Annotated in this window: 21 protein-coding genes; all 21 read left to right on the forward strand. The window is 47.7% G+C overall.

Annotated features, from left to right (window positions below; all coding sequences use genetic code 11):
- The coding region (gene tssI, locus PsWM33_RS20285) for a type VI secretion system tip protein TssI/VgrG (protein WP_063301442.1) at positions 1-1709 on the forward strand (1709 nt) is incomplete at its 5' end.
- Between the two features lies 1 nt (position 1710).
- Entirely contained in the window at positions 1711-2631 is a 921-nt protein-coding gene (locus PsWM33_RS20290; protein ID WP_063292563.1) for a DUF4123 domain-containing protein, read from the forward strand.
- 10 nt (positions 2632-2641) lie between these two features.
- Positions 2642-3997, forward strand: a complete 1356-nt coding sequence (locus tag PsWM33_RS20295; protein ID WP_063301443.1) for a hypothetical protein — start codon at positions 2642-2644, stop codon at positions 3995-3997.
- Positions 3998-4009: 12 nt separating this feature from the next.
- On the forward strand, positions 4010-4705 hold the full coding sequence (locus PsWM33_RS20300; protein ID WP_063301444.1) for an HNH endonuclease: 696 nt from the start codon (positions 4010-4012) through the stop codon (positions 4703-4705).
- A gap of 10 nt (positions 4706-4715) precedes the next feature.
- Positions 4716-5228, forward strand: coding sequence for an SMI1/KNR4 family protein (locus PsWM33_RS20305; protein WP_063301445.1), 513 nt, complete (start codon positions 4716-4718; stop codon positions 5226-5228).
- Positions 5229-5299: 71 nt separating this feature from the next.
- Entirely contained in the window at positions 5300-5800 is a 501-nt protein-coding gene (locus tag PsWM33_RS20310) for a hypothetical protein (RefSeq protein WP_063301446.1), read from the forward strand.
- Positions 5800-6309, forward strand: coding sequence for an SMI1/KNR4 family protein (locus tag PsWM33_RS20315; RefSeq protein WP_063301447.1), 510 nt, complete (start codon positions 5800-5802; stop codon positions 6307-6309). Before PsWM33_RS20310 ends, PsWM33_RS20315 begins: the two co-directional genes overlap by 1 nt.
- A gap of 61 nt (positions 6310-6370) precedes the next feature.
- Complete coding sequence (locus PsWM33_RS20320) at positions 6371-6604, forward strand: hypothetical protein (protein ID WP_063301448.1); 234 nt, start codon at positions 6371-6373, stop codon at positions 6602-6604.
- A 54-nt stretch (positions 6605-6658) separates the two neighbouring features.
- On the forward strand, positions 6659-6922 hold the full coding sequence (locus tag PsWM33_RS20325) for a hypothetical protein (protein WP_063301449.1): 264 nt from the start codon (positions 6659-6661) through the stop codon (positions 6920-6922).
- A gap of 40 nt (positions 6923-6962) precedes the next feature.
- Entirely contained in the window at positions 6963-7526 is a 564-nt protein-coding gene (locus PsWM33_RS20330; RefSeq protein WP_063301450.1) for an SMI1/KNR4 family protein, read from the forward strand.
- A 130-nt stretch (positions 7527-7656) separates the two neighbouring features.
- Positions 7657-8163, forward strand: coding sequence for an SMI1/KNR4 family protein (locus tag PsWM33_RS20335; protein WP_063301451.1), 507 nt, complete (start codon positions 7657-7659; stop codon positions 8161-8163).
- Positions 8164-8224: 61 nt separating this feature from the next.
- Positions 8225-8779 (forward strand): hypothetical protein, encoded by a 555-nt coding sequence (locus tag PsWM33_RS20340; RefSeq protein WP_063301452.1) that lies wholly within the window; start codon positions 8225-8227, stop codon positions 8777-8779.
- Between the two features lie 197 nt (positions 8780-8976).
- Positions 8977-9843: a PAAR domain-containing protein gene (locus PsWM33_RS26925; RefSeq protein WP_082827090.1), complete on the forward strand. Its 867-nt coding sequence runs from the start codon at positions 8977-8979 to the stop codon at positions 9841-9843.
- A gap of 133 nt (positions 9844-9976) precedes the next feature.
- Complete coding sequence (locus PsWM33_RS26930; RefSeq protein ID WP_109314613.1) at positions 9977-10189, forward strand: HNH endonuclease signature motif containing protein; 213 nt, start codon at positions 9977-9979, stop codon at positions 10187-10189.
- On the forward strand, positions 10182-10646 hold the full coding sequence (locus PsWM33_RS20350; protein ID WP_063297826.1) for an SMI1/KNR4 family protein: 465 nt from the start codon (positions 10182-10184) through the stop codon (positions 10644-10646). The genes PsWM33_RS26930 and PsWM33_RS20350 overlap by 8 nt, the downstream gene beginning before the upstream one ends.
- A gap of 3 nt (positions 10647-10649) precedes the next feature.
- On the forward strand, positions 10650-13679 hold the full coding sequence (locus PsWM33_RS20355; RefSeq protein WP_063301453.1) for a DUF6531 domain-containing protein: 3030 nt from the start codon (positions 10650-10652) through the stop codon (positions 13677-13679).
- Between the two features lie 623 nt (positions 13680-14302).
- Positions 14303-15097 (forward strand): hypothetical protein, encoded by a 795-nt coding sequence (locus PsWM33_RS20360; RefSeq protein WP_063301454.1) that lies wholly within the window; start codon positions 14303-14305, stop codon positions 15095-15097.
- A gap of 304 nt (positions 15098-15401) precedes the next feature.
- Positions 15402-15725 carry a hypothetical protein gene (locus tag PsWM33_RS20365; protein ID WP_063301455.1) on the forward strand — a complete coding sequence of 108 codons (324 nt, stop codon included), beginning with the start codon at positions 15402-15404 and terminating at the stop codon, positions 15723-15725.
- A complete protein-coding gene (locus PsWM33_RS28120; protein WP_208994668.1) occupies positions 15718-16524 on the forward strand; it encodes a DUF6371 domain-containing protein in 807 nt (268 codons plus the stop codon). The genes PsWM33_RS20365 and PsWM33_RS28120 overlap by 8 nt, the downstream gene beginning before the upstream one ends.
- Complete coding sequence (locus tag PsWM33_RS28125) at positions 16502-17833, forward strand: hypothetical protein (RefSeq protein WP_244276726.1); 1332 nt, start codon at positions 16502-16504, stop codon at positions 17831-17833. Before PsWM33_RS28120 ends, PsWM33_RS28125 begins: the two co-directional genes overlap by 23 nt.
- A 71-nt stretch (positions 17834-17904) precedes the next feature.
- Positions 17905-18207, forward strand: coding sequence for a hypothetical protein (locus PsWM33_RS20375; protein ID WP_063301456.1), 303 nt, complete (start codon positions 17905-17907; stop codon positions 18205-18207).
- Positions 18208-18582 lie beyond the last annotated feature (375 nt).

Consider the following 18582-nt stretch of genomic DNA (forward strand, 5'->3'; position numbering starts at 1 on the left):
TGCCCGAGATCGTCAAGATCCTGCTGAAAGAACACGGCGTCGAGGATGTGAAGTGGGATCTGACAGATACCCATGCGGCCCGTGAATACTGCGTGCAGTACCGGGAAAGTCACTTAAGCTTTTTAGATCGCATCACGGCAGAAGAAGGCATTTGGTACTACTTCACCTATGGTGCCAATGGCCAGCATACGCTGCAGTTCATTGATAACCCGCAGATCGTCTCGCAGCTGCCGGACCAGCCAAAGCTGGAATATAACAGTATGGCCGGCGGGGCGGTCAAAGGCGTCTATTGCAACAGCTTTGTCCTGCGCGAGCAGCTGCGCGCCACCAGCTTCATGCAGCGCGATTATTCCTTCAAGAACCCGCCTTATAACCAGCAACACGCCCATCAGCGTGGTGAGGACAACGGCTCTGCCGGAGACTATGCGCTCTATGAGTATCCGGGTCGCTACAAGGCCGATGGTGTCGGCAAGCCGTTCACAAAACACCGGCTGGAGGCAGCACGTGTTGAGGCCACCACAGGGCATGGCGCCACCAATGCGATTCACCTGATGGCAGGTCATCAGTTTGCGCTGAACGACCACCCGAACGACGACTACAACATCAAGTATCATTTGCTCACGGTCTCGCATCAGGGCAGTCAGCCGCAGGCCGTGGCTGAGGAAGCTGGCAGCGGCTCCACCACTTACAGCGCTGGGTTTGAGGTCATGCCCGCCCGCCTGCCATACCGGCCCAAACTGCTCAAAAAGCCCTTGGTGGATGGCCCTCAGATCGCTCATGTCACCGGGCCAGAAGGTGAAGAGATTTACTGCGATGAACATGGCCGGGTGAAAGTCTGGTTCCCCTGGGACCGTCATGGCAAGAAGAACGACACCTCCTCCTGCTGGATCCGCGTGTCCTCCAACTGGGCCGGTGCCAGCTGGGGCCACATCGCCATCCCTCGCATCGGCCACGAGGTCATCGTAGACTTCCTCGAAGGCGACCCAGACCAGCCAATCATCACAGGGCGGACGTATCACAACAATAACAAGAGTCCCTACACCCTGCCGGACTTTAAAACGGTTATGACAATCAAGTCGGATACTCACAAGGGTGTGGGTTCGAACGAGTTGCGGTTTGAAGATCAGGCCGGGATGGAGCAAGTATATGTCCATGCCCAAAAAGATCAGGACATCGTTGTCGAGAATGACCGGCGTGAACATATCCGGCATGACCGGCATCAGATTGTTGAGAACAACCGACACCTGCTGGTCAAGAACAACCATTATCAGCACATAGCAAAAGATGAATATCGTCGCATTGATAATGAGACGAACTGGATCTTCGGCGGCAAACTGCTTTTCAAGGTCTATAACGCCCTGCATACAACGGTTTACGGGGCTGTTGTGAACAGTTTTCGTGCTAACCGCTCCACCATGATCAAGGGATCGGACAGCCTCAAGGTTGAAGGAGGCTCGACGACAACCATTTTGGGCAAGACCACGGTTAAGGCACCCAATATTGTTCTGGAAGGCACCGAAGAACTGACCATCAAGGGTCCGGGTGGTTTCGTCAAGATTGATTCCGGCGGGGTTACGATTGTCGGCAACAAAGTGAAGATCAACCAGGGTGGTAGCCCGGGCACGGCGGCGGATGCCGCCCCACCACCGGCTGAAGAGCCAACGGACCCGAAAGCTGCTGAGGTTGCAACCGACCGGGGATACAGGTGATATGGCGTTGTCCTATACCAATATCCCTGACCATGTCAGCTGGGATGATCTGGCATCTCTTCGTGATGAGGGCAGATTGTTTGCTCTTGTTGATGCCTGCGGGAACAAGGATGTTCCTGGACATGTGGCTGATCTGAAAGAGGATGGCTTTTGTCTCTATGAGGAGCTGGCTGAGGATTATTACAATACGGAAGCGCCCCATCTTGTCCGACCCAAGGACGAGATGTGGGAGCATATTGTTAGCCTGACGCAAAGTGATGATGCTTGGGGCTTCTTTCTCGAGACACCTGATAGGGTTGCTACGTCCCATCTCGTTCAGCATTGGCGGAATTGGGTAAATGTTTATCCGCCTAAAGGGAACAGAACTGTTCTCTTCCGTTTCTACGATCCGCGCCTTCTTGAAACATTTTTGAGCTCAATGACGCCAGAAATGGCCCAAGCCTTCTGTGGTGATTTAGGGGCTTTTCATATCGCACCGAACAGCAAGGACAAACGCTTTTATACCTATCGCATCAATCACACCGAAGAAGCCGGGATTGCCAGCCTTCCGCCCTACCGGGTAGGTGCCAGGCAGTTCGAAGCATTGCGGGGCAGGCAGACTGAGCTTCGGCATGAACGCATTTTGGATTTTCTGCGTAAGGGCTTTGGCGAAAAGCTGATTGACCGAGGTGACAAGGACTTGCTGGCACTCGTTGCAAGATCGGAGAAGACCGCCAAAAAGCTTGGATTTGAAATGGAACGGGACAAGGTGAAGTTCATTGTCCTGACGACTGCTTTTGGTGAAGGTTTCCACGAAAATGGCGCGCTGCCAGAGGCGAAGTCCATTCTTTCCGGGCCAGATTTTATGTCCGGGCAATCAAAAATCGAACGATTGACGCAGGTGGCCAGGCGCAAGGATGCGTCCAGGCTGGGTGCAGCATAGGACAGGGGCAATGACACAGGCAGAAACAGCAGGCGGTCAGCCAACCGGAGATGTGATTGACCTGGCCGATCTTGATTTTTCGACAGTCAAGGAACACCCGGACAGGATTTGTGACCATTGTCCGAATGCATTGGCCGTTTTTGTTCATTATGAGGATTTTTTCCCGTCTCCAGGGGCTCCGTTTCACTTGATCCTAGAGGGGGGGGCGGAGACCAATGGCACCTGTGGTGACAACGGCATGGTGGCGATATATGGCCTGCCAAACGAGGCTGCCATGGTGCTGGCCGGTGAGGATGCCATTGAATACAAGCCGGAAAACCAGCAGAAGCGGAATCCAGATTATCTGAAAAACCAAGATATTGTTCGTGCGCGTCTTGCGCGGGATGAAGCGGAGCGCATGCGCGACGAGATTGACGGTACTGCGCTTGGTCGTCTGTTTGGTGGGCTGGACGATGATACACAGCGAAAAGTCAATGAATATAAACGGATTGAGGAAAATGCGAGAAATACCCTACGGAAACTGGATGCTGATGATGAAAGTTGGTTTGGTTGGATATGGGGTGCGCTGCAAGGAGAGTGGAATGACAATCCGACAACCGGGCAGATTATCTTCGATGCAGCGCTGACGGCCATTCCTATTATCGATCAGGTTGGCGATCTCAGGGATGTTTCTGCGATTGTGCTCAAGCTTTGTGATAGCAAGGTGCGGGAGGAAGAAGGCTGGTTGCTGTGGCTATCGCTAGGTATTTGCACCATCGGGCTGGTCCCTACTGTTGGATCGGTCGTCAAGGGGGTTTTCAAAACCATTTTCAATGCCTGCAAACCGTTTTTGAAGGCGACAGGCGATTTCCTGAAATCCTTCAAGAAGGCCGCATCACCAGAAATGATCAATTCCGTCATGGCTGTGGCGCGCTTCTTCTCTTCTGGCAATGCCGTCAAATGGCTTCAGGATCTGGCAGCCGATTTTCAGAAACTGATCAAGGAGGCTATGGGCCTCTTCAAAAAGTTTCTGGCTACCATGCAGAAACAAGCCAGCAAGGCGCTGGCAGAAGCACGGGCAAGCTGGACCTTGTGGGGATTGCGTGACACCTCTGGGTTGATCAAGGCAGCGGAACTGGCAGTTAGCAAGATTGTAGAATTCGCATCCAAGGCAGTTGGTATGGTCGAAAAAGCACTCGGAAAGCTCGATGATGTGTTTCAGGAATTTGTTCGCAAGATCATCAAATTTGCAGTTGGCAATCTGCGTGATGAAGACACGATCCGGGCTCTGACAAAAGATGCGGTGAAGATTTTTAAAAATGCTGCGGCTAGTGGTGCGGCGGCTGGTGGAACGGCCTCCGCACTCCAAGCCAGTGCGCCGAGCTAAAAGGAGAGAGATATGGCAAAAGCTCCTTCATCAGCAGCTCGAAATGCTGGTCAGGCCGGATTGATCGCTGGTCGAAAAGCAGGCGGAGAAGCCGCCAGGCTGAACGGGATGACCAATATCAAAAAGAATGGCAAAGCTCCCGATGTCATTGATAGTTCAACTGCCGCGGCGAAGAGGGTTCCTCCCAGTGGGCCAAAAGGATTAAACAAGGGAGAAAAAACAGATTTAAGTGCTAATGAGTGGGAGGCTCAGCGCCCCAAAGGGACTCCGACGAAAAATAATAAAAATTTTGTCAAAGCTGAAAAATATGCGGATGGATCCTACAAAGTCCATATGAAGCATTCGAGTGGTGATACTTATAGCGTGCCTTTTGATAAGGATGGAAATCCCGATTTCTACAGCGTTAGAAATGAAACGAAGAATGGTGAACTTGTTGAGGCTGTCTATCGTGATAGTGAAGTAGAGTTGACTAAGTTGGCACATCCAAATGATTACGCGAATAAGTATGATTTGAGTACTGCAAACGGTCGCAAGAAAGCTAAAGATGCAGCTCGCGATGTTGATAAAAGAGCTGCAGAAGGAGCTTTTCAGAAAACGCCTTTTTACCATTGGCACCATAATGGGGGTACTAGTATGATTGCGGTTGATGAAGAAGTTCATCGGCTATTTAAGCATTATGGTGAATTTTCGAGAAATTCGAAGACGTGAAGGAAGAATAATGCCTCTTATTGATGCGCTTGTGCAGCCTGCTGATGACAGGGAGATTGAAGCCTTCAAAGCGTGGGCTAAATACCCGGTTCCAGATGAATATCTTGCTTTTTTGAGAGAGCATAATGGTGGATATCTGACTGGAGATGCTCCTTGTTTTTATGATAGTAGTGATTGCACGGTGGTCTGTATTACGAAATTTATGCATGTATCTCAAGATTTGGATAAGTGTATTAGTAAAATGTTTGAAAAACATTTTGAATTTAATACAGTTAAAACTCAATCAGAAGAACTTAGAGATAACTATTTTGCTCCTGATTATTACATAAAGATTGCTGATGGCGCGCAACATGGGCATATATTATTGGACCTGAAAACTGGTTATATTTTTAGTTTTGATGATGAGACTGAAGAAGAGTTGGAAACAACGGAGGATTTTCTAGAGGAAAGCTTCATCATAGCAGATAGTTTTGATAGTTTTTTCTCGAAAATTGTCGATGAAGGACCTGATTGGCTTGATTGAAATTTGATTGGTGGCTGATTTTGCTGGGCAATGAGCAGCAGAGCAAGCTTTTGAAAGACGCCTGAAAACCTATGGCACTACAAGAGGGGCTAGCAAAGCGAAATAAGAAAATGCCAGTTTACTATGCAAAAGACATTGAAATGGATTTTTCTAGGTTTGGTAGCACTCTTTCGTTTGAAGAGGATGATGTTAATCGCCTTGTGAATTTATCCGACCAGATTGAGCCAAGCTTTGTTGAATTTTTTCAGAAGAATAATGGAATTGAATTGTGCCTAATCTATAAAGATGATTACGCTTTGACTGATATTTCATCTATTCAAAGTATCCCGATAGTCTGGGAAAGAAATAAGTCTGAATTTAAACCTATGGAGAATTATGTTCTGATTTCCTATGGCCCAACATACCATGAGGAATTTTACTATAAAATTCGAGGTAATCAGGCTCGGAGTGTTTTTCTTTTGGATAATTCAAATGAAGTGCATTTTGATGATGAAAATTTTGAAGGGGAAGGCGTAACTCATTTATCTTCTTCTTTCGATGATTTTGTTCAAAATCTTTATTATGAAGAATGATGCCTCTTATCGATTTGACCGTGAAGCCTGCTGATGACAGTGAAGTTGATGCCTTTAAAGCTTGGGCCAAATATCCATTTCCGGATGATTATCTTGCTTTTTTGAAAAAATATAATGGCGGATATCTGAATGGAGGTGGCCCATGTTATTATAATAGTGATGATCATACGGTGGCCGCTATTACAACCTTCATGCATATTTCTGAAGAAGTAGATAAATGTATTAATAAAACATTTGAAAGATTTTTCTTCACTTCTACAGTCGCATTCCAGACTAAAGACTTGAGAGATAACTATTTTGCGCCTGATCATTACATCAAAATTGCAAATGGTGCAGAGCATGAACACATATTGATGGATCTGAAAACTGGCCATGTTTTTAGTTTTGACGATGAAACTGAAGAAGAACTAGAGACGACGGAAGATTTTCTTGAGGAATGTTTCATCATGACGGATAGTTTTAGCAGCTTTTTCTCGCGAATTGTTGATGATCTGCCTGATGGGGTTTGATAGAAAGTTGATTGTGAGATGGGTTTGCTGTGCTTAGTTGGTGGTTTATTTCGGAGTATACATGCAGACGATAAAATATGGATATCCGGATTCAAATGAGCAGCTGGACACGGGAATTGACTATTATGAAAAGGCATTCGAGTTCAGTTTTCAGGATCATGAAAGCCTGAAGCAGTATTTGCGCTTTTGTAAAGAAAATGGAACAGGCTCCAACCCGCTACCCTGCTGTTTTAAGAAGGGTAATGTATCTCTTTATATAGAGTTTTTTGCACGTCTTGCTCCGCATCCAGAGTAAGGATTTGAGTCAGCGATCACGGTTGTTTCTTGTACAAAACAGCTTGAAGGTTCGATGATACGAGGCAACGTCAATGATGCTCTTATTATTGCGTATGGCACTCATTTATCGATTGGATTGGTTATCAGGGGCAAGTGTATTGGTAAGGTGTTTGCGCTTGAGGATATCAAGCCTCTAGTTCTTGATGATGAGATGGATGACATACCCTCTGATATTGAAGGCATAAACAAACTCGGCGATAGTTTTGAAGAATTTATCGATGCCCTGACAGCAGATGAAGAGGAAATTGAGGAATGGGAGGAGGATCATGGCGAGTAATTTTGCCGGATTAACTTTTTTGATGTAGGCAGGTAAAGCTTTGCAAAAACTTTTCTTCCAGAGTGAGTTTGAAACTGGCGATGTAACGCTTTTTGATAAATGGGCTAAAGATTATTTTGGTATTAAGTTACCAGAAGATTTTATAGATTTTATAGATTTTATAAATAGTAATGGTGTTGGAAGAGAACCTATTCCTTGTCGGTTTGATGGAAAAATCGACATGGAAGAATTGATTATTGAAGCGTTCCTTCGGTTGTCTCCTTCTGATAATTTAGCATCTATTCAAGCTAGTACCGATCGGGCTATTGGCGAAGACTGGATAAGTGATGATTTTGTTATGTTCGCTGAAGGAGCTGCAGGTCATTTAAGCTTTGTCCTTGCTGTAAAAGGGCCGCATAGGGGCAAGGTTTTTGCCTTTGTAGATAGCGGTGTTTATCTGGATGGAGACCAGATCAGGCTGGAAAATGGAGCTTTGCATCTCGCCAATACATTTAGCGAGTTTATCGATGGTCTTTATGCAGATGAGGACGACATTGATGATTGGGAAGATTCTATGGATTACTTACCTGATGAAATCAAAGAGAAATTTGGCTCTGGTTCATAAAGCGGATCGTCATGTTGTTGGGTGTGTGGTTTAGGAATACAGGACTTGCAGAAGATTTTCTCGATAATAGAAAAGCCATAACTGGTTGCGTCCCTGAAGATACTGCCGCGAGGTTTGGGAATTAAAAATAATGCCTCATATCGATCCGATTGCAAAACCTGCTGATGAAAGGGAAATTAAAGCCTTTAAAGCGTGGGCTAAATATCCGGTTCCTGATGATTATCTTGCTTTTTTGAGGGAGTATAATGGCGGATATCTAGCTGGAGATAGTCCGTGTTTTTATAACAAGGATAATCATCGGTTAGCTAGTATTACGACCTTCATGCACATATCTGAAGTGGTAGATAAATGTATAAATAAAATATTTGAAAAGAATTTCTTTTTTTATACAGTTAAATTTGAAACTGGTAATATACAAGATGACTATTTTGCTCCCGATCATTACATTAAAATTGCCGATGGCGCAGAACATGAACATGTAGTGATCAACCTAAAAACTGGCCATGTTATTGGCTTTACTGATGATAATCGCGAAATAGAAACAGCAGAAGAGTTCTTGGAAGAATGCTCATTTCTTGCGGATAATTTCGATAGTTTTTTCTCGCAGATTGCTGATGACTTGCCTGATTGGCTTTGACAGAAACTTGATTGGTGGATGAGTTTGCTGCGCTTAGATGATTGTTTAGTTCGGGATGGACATGCGTAAGGTGAAATTTGGGAGCCCTTTTCCCAGTGAAGGCTTGGAAAGGGGTATTGCCTATCACGAGAAAGCACTTGGGTTTAGTTTTCAGGATCATGAAAGCCTGAAGCAGTATGTGGCATTTTATCAGAACTGTGGGGCAGGTTATTGGCCTCTTCCTCACCGATATGAAATAAATCAAGCACCTCTTTATATCGAATCTTTTACAAACCTTGCTTCCCCTCCAGGTTATGATCCCAGTAAATCTGGAGATTCTGTTTTCTATTGTACAAAAGCGCTTGAAGGTTCGATGATACGAGGTAATGTCAATGACGCCCTTATCATTGCAGGCGGAACGCATTTGTCGATTGGATTGGTTATCAGGGGCAAGTGTATTGGCAAGGTGTTTGCGCTTGAGGATATCAATCCCCTGATTCTTGATGATGATATGGATGACATACCCTCAGACATTGAAGGCATAACCAAACTTGGCGACAGTTTTGACGAATTTATCAACGCTCTGTCTGCAGATGAGGATGATATTGAGGAATGGAAAGAGGATTTTGGTGAGTAACCTTCTGTTCAAACAGGTGGGATGGGGAGCTGGGGATACCAGTACGAGAACGGCAATAAAAGTCACGTGTTTTTTCTCGGTGATTTAAGCATGAACTAGAAATTTTGAGAGAATTCAGGCCCGTTAGATTTGATTTTGTCAGAGCTTGTTGCGGGCTTCATCGGATTTTGTTTTTTTGATTTTGAAGGAGAGGCGAAATGCCAAAAGCAGCACGATTGGGAGATATTGGGGCAGGCCATGGCTGTTTTCCTCCGACACCGGCTATTAGCGGTTCCGGCGATACCTTCATCAACGGCAGAAAGGCCGTGAGGCTGGGTGATGCATTTGCGCCGCATGGCTGTCCCCAATGCCCTCCTCATCCACGTTCCCTGTCTGCCGGGTCTGCTACCGTATTCATCAACGGCAAAAAAGCAGGTCGTGTGGGGGATAGTATCGGCTGTGGCGGCTCTGTTTCAGCCGGCTCCGGTGATACCTTCATTGGTGATGTGGGAATGGGTGGTCCTCTGAAGAGCTGCATGAAAGGCGCAAAGGATAATGCATCGCCCTTGCTGGATCCGGGTTTGAGCAGGCTGGAAGATCCTGCGTCGGTCGAATTGCTCGCCTTCAAGGAGGCTCTGTCGATGCCCGTCCCTGAGCTTGGTTCATTTGTGCAGGATCAGCTCGCTTCAATTCTTGAAAGTGGAATTCAAGACATCCTGTCCCACCATGTTGCCTCGCATCTTCCCAAAGTTGGGCTGGATGGCCTGACGAATAAAGCTCTTGATACGCTCAAAACCAAGGCATTACACAGCGGCGCCCTGATTGGTGCTCTGAAAGGGAAGGTTCCGGAAGTTACCTCTCAGGCTGTCTCCCGTGTTACTCAGAATTTTTCCGATGCCGTGTCGTCCGCGATCTCGTTAGGGGAGCCACTGTCTGCGACCTTGCCGAATATTCCAGATAATCCGTTAGTGGGAGGATTGCATGATCTGGCCCAATCCGGAAACCCGGCAAAGCTGGATTCTGTATTGCGCCCGCAGGCCTCGGATATGTGTGTAAAACTCATGGCAAATGCCTGTGGTCTCTGAGTTTGCCCGAACGTAGTTGAAGTTTAATCGGTCTTCACGCCTACACAAATTGATTTTAAGGGTGCAGACACGAACATGCATGCAAGAAACAGGTCGGATTGGATCTGTCAAAGCGAGATTAAAAGAGAAAAATATGACTGTATCAAAGACAGCTAAACCCAGTCGGGTACGTGACTGTTACATGGCAAACCAGCATGCAGGGCATGTCAGAACTCCAAAGGGGTTTACCTGGCACCATGATGGCGCCAATCCGGGTACATTGCAACTTGTCGATTCCAGCATGCATAACGCCTTTCCTCACTCCGGTGGTGTTTCGGTAATCAAGGAGCAACTGAAGAATGGCTAAGGCAGTGATATTGGACGCTTCCACCGGGCTTGATGAAGCAGGTCTTGCAACTTTGGAAAAGAAACTGGGGCTCACTCTACCAGCAGATTACCGGTCGTTTTTGTCTCAGCGAAATGGCGGCAGACCGGTACCAGAATGCTTCTCGTTTCTTGATGATGATGGCCCGTATAGCGACTCTTTGGTGGACTGGTTTTTGTCAGTTGGAACTGATGATCCGTCGGATTTGCTGGAATATTACTCCATGTATGTTGAGGAGGAGCGTGTTCCATCCCATATGCTTCCCATTGCGCATGATCCGTTCGGTAACCTGATCCTGCTGTCCTTGTCTGGAGATGATGCAGGCGCGATATATTTCTGGGATCATGAAAATGAAGGGGACGCTGATTACAGCAATCTGAATTATATCGGGAAAAACTTGGATCATTTCCTTGAACGTCTCTTCAGCTTTCAGGGCTGACATATGTCCATACTTTATGACCTTTATGATTATCGGGGGCAGAGGCCTGGAAACACCCGGCTTGTGGATTCAATTTTCAATCCTCTCTCTGGTGAGGCGACCTTTTCCAGAACTGATCTTTATTATCCGGGAAAAATTCCCCTCTTTTTGACCTCGACCTGGCAGTCCATGTCACTTTTCAACGGACAGACTGGCGAGGGATGGATTGATAACTGGAGCCTGTATGTTCTGCCGGGCCCGGAATGGTTGAGCCTTCACCTGCCAACGGGTGAGATAGCACGTTTCCAGATACCCTGGTCCGGGGGAATTTCCACCAATCCTGTTGTAAAGGACTGGAAGCTTGAAATCCTGAATATGCGCCCGACCTTTCGGGTAGCAGGGGGATTGTTTTACGAGTTTGGTTTGTCGAACGGTAAAAAAGTTTTTCTGCGCAGGCTATATAATGAAGCTGGCGATGAAATCCGTTTCAAACGATCAGCCTACGGAAATTTGACCAGTGTTTCCCGCAGTGACGGGCTGCATCTTGATATTCATTGTGATGATTTGCAGATCAATCGGATAAGCGAGCGGGATCGGGTAACCGGTCAACTAAAGGATGTTGGTTCCTATCGATATGATGATGGCAGGCTTGTACAGGTTCGCTCGGCATATGCCGGAGAGTGGGCCTATATGTATAATGACGACGGGAAGCTTACCCACCGGGTGAGACCTTCAGGTGCGTTTGAAGCCTTGCAGCTAGATAGTGATAACCGGCTTTTGAATAGGCGCTTCAGGCATGGCATGGCGCCCTTGGAATGTGCCTATCCGGCCACTGACACGACGATAATCCGCCGTGGTGGAGATGCAATAACCGAATTCAGCATTGATTGTGACCAGGCCGTTCTTTCCTCTTTCAGGTTGGCAGATGGGCGAACCGTTACCTATCACTGGCAAGATGGCCGCTTGCATCGGGTGGAGGCAGGTGAAGATACAAGTCTGGAATTCTCATATGAGGATGAATGGGGCCTGCTCGCGTCAATAGAGGATGGTGATCAGGAGCTTTTGAGAATTGGTTATGACGATGCCGGAAATCCGCTTTCGATGAATTTCCGGGGTCTGGAATGGTTGCTGAAGTATGCTCAAGATACGAAAGCCCTGTCGGAACTTAAAACGCCAGATACCAGCTTCTGCTTCACAGACGGGGTGATACAAACACCTCGATTAGCCCGATTTTCTCCATCAGAATTATTCGGTTCTTTGGCTGAGATTGTACGAAAAAGGCCTTTGTCGGTAGCCGGTCTCATTGAATTGCCGCAGTCTGTTCAAGAGGGTAGAGCTGAGATATTGCTTGCCCATATGCATGATATTCTTTCGGCTCCTGTTGAAAGAACCACCTGGCGAGCAGCTCTTTCCGGGGATCCTTCTTGTATTCATGTAGACCTGCCTCATAATCTTCTGGACCGTATGTCCAGTTTGTTTCATGCGGCTTTTCTGGGGGTATCTGAGCCTTTGTTGTCTCCTTTTTCCTCCAATGTGGTGCCTGCATCGCATCTTCAGTTTTACCATGCTGATAATCACTCTGATTTTGTCGAGATTGGAACCGAAGTTATTGGTCGGGATGTCTTTGGTCGCCCGGTCGGTTTGGAGGATCGCTCCGTCGAAGTGGGTTTCAGTCGTTCCGGGTTTATAAATGGTCTTGCAGTTGCAGGTAGTTCCGAAGAATGGACCTTTTCCTCAACGGGTGCTGATGTGTTTGACATTGCCCGAACAGCTCATTTGGCAAGATCCGAACAATCTGATGGAAACATCAAAACCAGTGTCCATCAATGGGATGCAAACTTGACTGACCAACCTCAGCAATCGCTGGATGCTGCGTTTGATGGCGTTGGTCGCCTTTGCAGTTTGACCGATGGTCAGCAGGTTCTCAAAAGAAATTATTTGGGAACACTTCTTGAAACGGAACAGATTGACGACAGGGTTTTTCGCTACACCTATGATGATACTGGTCGGTTAAGTGCTGTTACAAGTGATCACTTTTTTGCTCAGATTGAGAGGGCCGAGGGTTGCGACATCCTAAAACTGAATGGGCAAAAATTTAAATGCTATTCAGATCAAAGCTGGCAAGTTATCGACGATCCTGACCACGCGATTTTTCGATTCAATACCGAAACTGACTATGTAACCGGAATTGTCCAATCGGGGACTATTGATAATCAGCATGGCATTCAAACCAGTTTTTCAAGGAGATTTTCCGACAAGGAAGGCGAATGCATCGACGCTTCAGGAACAGATCGCTACACATTAAGAGCAAATGGGTTTGTCTGCGAAAGTGCGGGTTTCTACCTAAATGTGAACCAAGTGGATGATTATTTGAGGATTGACTTGAATGGTCAGGAACTGCTGATCACAGATCATGGTGACCGGTTTGCTCTGGAGTCCAAAGGTCGAGAAGTGGCATTTAATACTCAGCATAATCCTGCTGGGGCTGTTCAAACCGTGACGCTCGTTGCGGATGACCGGGATATTCTATGCTACGAATTTGATCGTGATGTTGTTGGTAGGGTTAAGTCCATTCGATTTTCCAACTTGCTTCCAGGATTTTTGCAAAACTCAAGGGCAAGTAATCTTCATGATGAGGTAGATCTGAATTATACTCTTACGGGTCAGATTTGTGATGTCAGAATGAAGGAAATCGGGGGAACACGACGCTTCTGTAGCCCTTATTATGCTGCAGGACATCACTGGTTTATGATTCTGGATAATGAACCGGTTTCGTGTCTACCCTGTATGAATGGGGTGCTGCTCAGAACCGACGATAAGACACGCTATACCTTTCCCTTCGATCACACTCTTTTCGGTGCTGATGCTTCTTCGCGAATAGCCGTACGTATGTCAAAACTGAACAGCTTTGGAATGTTTAGTGGTATGTTTTATGTCCTGTCGCGGCTGCAGGTTCTCGATAACTTCTTTCCTTTTGGTCAATTGATCCCCGAAGGTCTGATATGGCCTCAAATACCGTTCTGGAAGGGACCTTACGGGGCGCCATCAAGTTAACTCTGACCCCAGTTTTAATGAGTAAGCGAGGACTATGACCTCAGTTCCGATCAGTTACAAGCACCACCGGTTTCTGCCTTAAATCATTGCCCATGTTGTATGGCTCTATCGTAACCGGTGTTCAGTCCTCGCCTTCCAATTTTGATTTTTGGAGTGCGTCGCGTTTAATCGGTTTCATATCCTACAGCCTTGAAGACGTTGCTACACTCATCCTCTTTGAACCGTTCGCAGACTTACCCGACAGCCTGCCAGAGCTCGTGATAACTTCTTGCAGCCGCCTTTCGGATGCTTGACGATGTAATCTCGATAGGATTCAGGGCGGGAGGAGCAAAAACTACGCGCCGCGCTGTCTAAGATATTGCGTGAGCGGTGAGCGTGCGGTGAAGGCCTAAGCACAGATCAGTTGATTTGAGTAAGGAAGTGTTTCGACCCGAGATCTTGCTGACTGGAGTGAGAAATGAGGCAAAAAGACATGCTACTTGAATGGCTGTTTTAAGAACTGCTTTCCGAGAGTAGGTTCCCTTTCGTTCTACTCGTTACTAAACGAAAATTTTTCCGCATTCTCACTCCCCAGTTTGCACTAGTCTACAGTGGTGTTCGTGATCGTTAGGTTAGGAGATTCAATGGGGGAGATTGCAGCGTATGATCTGACGCTTGTCGAAGGGCATTTCTTCAAAGATGCTTTCGAAGGATTACTGTTTGATCGAGATGAGGTGAGTGATGCAATCTATCGCGCGAGCGAGATTGCATCAGTTTACGATTGGACACTCGAGGGCATCTGCTCTTATTTTTCCGATCTCACACCTAATTGTTGGCCAGTTACTGCTGACCTTCGAACTTTAACTCAACTTCACAAGAAAACAGTTCTTCCTGAGTGGCTGGATGATCATGGGCTGATGGAAATCCTTGAGAGCGGCAAGGCTCCCAAGAGAGCTGAGGAAAAGCTAGCAACTCAGCTGATATTTGAAACGTATTTGGCTCTGATATCTGCACTACAGCGTGGTGAGCTCATCGTGAAAGGCCGCGACAGAGCCTTAGCGGATGCCCATGTGGTTCCTGCCTCTTATTGGCACTCTGAGCTTTCGTATGTCTCATGGCGGCGAAATGAACTCTTGCGTGTTGACGGTGATCAGAGGCAGGTGTTGGCCGAAGATTTGACGATATTTGTGACTCAAAGCACAAAGAGAAAACGCAGCTCAAATTCTGATAGTAAAGGCCGTTTTGTTGAGGCTGAAGTTATTCGTTTTCTGGAGACGCTCGGGGACCAGCCACGGTCAAAGAAGGCGTATGTAAGAAGGGAAGTATTACAACGTTTTCCGGGAGTAAGTGGGCGTCAGTTTGATCGCCTGTGGGGTGATTATGCGCCGCAGTCGTTTAAACAAGCAGGCCGTATTCCTTCAAAACAATCAAGAACATAAATTCAAACACCTGCACAGAATAATCGTGTCGCCTATTTTTGTCGGTGGAATCCAACCAGCATTTCCTCATCGCAAATGAGCGGAGATGATGGTTATGAGGACGGAACTGAACAGCGTTGAAAACGCTCTGATTACTGAAGCGGCTGCAGCGGATTATCTTGGAATTTCTATAAGGACCATACAGGCGTGGCGGTGGGCCGAAATATGTGAAGCTGGGAAAGTCGGTACGCTACCGGCCTTCTGATATTCAGAGTTGGATTGAATCTCATCTGACTAGCTCCACGAGTGAGGTGGAGGCGAGGGCATGAGGCGGAGTTGTAAGCCACCGCCTCGCATTGCTTTTCAGCGGATCGCCAGAGCTGCTTTACTGCATGGTGATACAATCTGCAGGCAATGGCTCCCCGGTGGGCGGCTTTGTGGCTGTGAGTATACGGTGAAGAACCCGCGCCGGATGGATCGGCGGGCTGGTTCCTTCAAGATCAACATTGCTTCAGGCCTGTGGTGTGATTTTGCAACTGGTGAAGGTGGGCGGGATTTTATCAGCCTTGGAGCCTATCTGTTTTCGCTCTCGCAAAAACAAGCTGCATGCAATATTGCGGATATGATTGGAGTGGATGCTTATGAGTGATCCGTTTGCTCCAATTAAAACAGACCAAGCTACCAAATCCAATCGATTGCAGCCACAAAAGGCGATTGTGATGCCGGTGCCAGATGAGGCACCGGAACCACCTGCTTTCCATCCTAAGTTAGGCGTGCCGTCGCAGCGCTGGACATACCGCGATGCAGTGAGTGAAGTGCTTGGATATGTGTACCGGTTTGATGAGGCCGAGGCGGGGAAGAGCTATCGTCCTTTGTGTTTGTTCCAAGTCGCAGGGCAATTGAAATGGCGGTGGGAGACGTGGTCGCTTCCAAGGCCTCTATATGGTTTAGACCTACTTTCCAAAACTTCGGATATGCCTGTTGTCATTGTTGAGGGAGAGAAGGCTGCAGATGCTGTCAAGCAATTGTTATTGAGACATGTTTGTATCAGCTCACCTGGTGGCTCCAATGCAGCTAAGAAAGCGGATTGGTCTGTGCTTCAAGGGCGAGAGGTCGCCATCTGGCCTGATGCGGATGAGGCTGGGCTGAAATTTGCGGATGATGTTGCGGGTTGCCTTGAGAAGGTTGGGGCTGCATCTGTGAGGTTTCTTGATCCGCCGGATGATGTTTCCAATGGCTGGGATGCTGCTGATGCCTTGGCGGATGGATGGACGCCAGAGCAGGCCGAAGCCTTCGTCTTGTCTTCTCAAGTAGAAGATGCGGAAGAGCTGGAAGTTAAGCCACGGGCGCGTGGTGTGAGTTTGTTATCAGTCGCGCAGGATCTGGAGCTTTGGCATTCTCCGCAGAAAAGACGCCTTTGGCACTATGTTGGTGAATGGTCACTATGAGCATTGGCCGGTTGAGAGCCAAAGCTTCAAGCGTTGGCTGGTGGGGCGGTATTATGAGAAGACCGGGCTTGCCCCTTCAACGCAGAACTTAGGTGATGCTCTGCGGGTATTTGAGGTGCGGGCGTTGGAGCAGGGTGCTTGTCATGAGCCGTTTATGCGGACTGGCTGGCAGGATGGGGAAAGCTGGCTGGATCTGGCAGATGAGAGCTGGCAAGCAGTCCGTATCACCCGTGACGGTTGGGAGGTGATCAACAATCCTCCCGTTAAATTCATCCGCAAGCAGACTATGTCTCCGTTACCTTTGCCGGAAAAGGGGTATGGCATTGAAGAGATGCACCATCTCATCAATGCAGAGGAAGAGGACTGCAAGCTTATTCTTGGTTGGATGGTAGCATCGTTGTGGGGGCGTAGTCGGAGCTATCCGGTTCTTGCTCTTGGTGGCGAGCAAGGTAGCGGCAAGAGTACTATGGCGCGGCTGTTGCGGTCTATTACAGATCCCTGTGCGGTGTCTGCGTCTTCACTACCCAAAGATGAACGCGACCTGATGGTGATGGCGCAAAACGGGCATGTGCTCAACTTCGATAATGTCTCGAAAATGGAAGGCTGGTTGTCTGATGCGATTTGCCGAATGGCGACGGGGAGTGGGTTTATTTCTCGCAAATTGCACACGGATGGAGATGCCTATTGGTTTCAAGGAGCGCGGCCTGTGTTGCTTAATGGCATTCCCGCGCTGACTGAGCGGGCTGATCTGGCAGAGCGAGCGCTTTCTGTTCGTCTCAAGCGGATTGATGAGGTGGGCCGTCAGCCGGAAGAGCTGTTCTGGCAAGAATGGGAGCAGCTCAAGCCGCGTATGCTTGGCGCTTTGCTGGATGCGTTGAGTACAGCTATCCGCAACATTGAGAGTGTGCATCTGGATCGTCATCCACGCATGGCGGACTTTGCGCGGTTGATGGTGGCAGCGTCTTCTGGCCTTGGTTGGGAGGAGGGCGAGTTTCTGGAGGCGTATGAGAGCAACCGGCGTGGTACAGCGGAAGCTGTTTTTGAGGGCGATCCAGTCGCGGTAGCTCTCCATGAGTTTCTCATGGTCCGGCAAGGTGGTGAAAGTTGGGTAGGTACGGCAACTGAGCTGCTGGCTGAACTCAATATGATTGTGAGTGACCAGATCAGAGTTTCACGCTTCTGGCCAGCAAAGGTAAATGCTTTTGGTAATGCGGTAGATCGGGCGGCTCCACTGTTGAGGCAAAAGCGTATTCAGGTGCTGAAAAAGGCGACGGGTTCAAAGCGGTTGATTTATCTGGATGTCATATGAGAAGTTGGTCAGGTGCTTAAGAGAACTGTTTCTGACCTACTAGTCGTTTTGATTGCTTTTGGAGAAGTTTGATGAAAAGTCTGAATAGTCCATACCTGACTAAAGTTGGCGACACTTACTATCCGAAGGGACGCCCTATCATTCACTCTGATACGCTATGGCAAGAGAAAACTTGGGAAGCTTACATGATGGAGGATGGGCGCTGTTACTTTAGGTTTCTGGTATCGCGACAAGGCGGCGGCACCGATATCTATGAGATCTCAGTCGATGAGTTTAATGGAATCAAGTCTGGTGAGCTAACATATGATGACTTAATTCGTTTGACAGATCACAGCTCAACGAGAAAACCTGTTTCCCACCCTTCGGATGACTGAAGGTTTGCCATGTCGGAATGTATATTTGAAGAGATAGATCAGTTCGTTTCGCCTGCAGAATATGAACGATTTTTGAGCTGGGCTGTGCATCAACAGAGTGCCGGACATATCGAAGAGTTACCATCGGACGAAGCGCAAGAGGGCTTCACTGGCACAAAGCGATACAAGTGTGTCACAACTGAAGAGATATGGGTACTACATGTTCCTGATCCCGGCTATTTTCCCGGTGCGTTAAAACGGGAAAACGAAAGCTAATCCAAATCAACTAACTACGGGTCCTTCCCAGGCCTTTGCCTGCCTACGGGTAGTTCGAGACCACGGCGCAAGCGGCTATCTGGTTTTCGCAAGGGCTTGATGTTTATGTTCATGTTGTTG

This window comes from Pseudovibrio sp. WM33 (genome assembly GCF_001623165.1).
Taxonomy (GTDB): Bacteria; Pseudomonadota; Alphaproteobacteria; order Rhizobiales; family Stappiaceae; genus Pseudovibrio.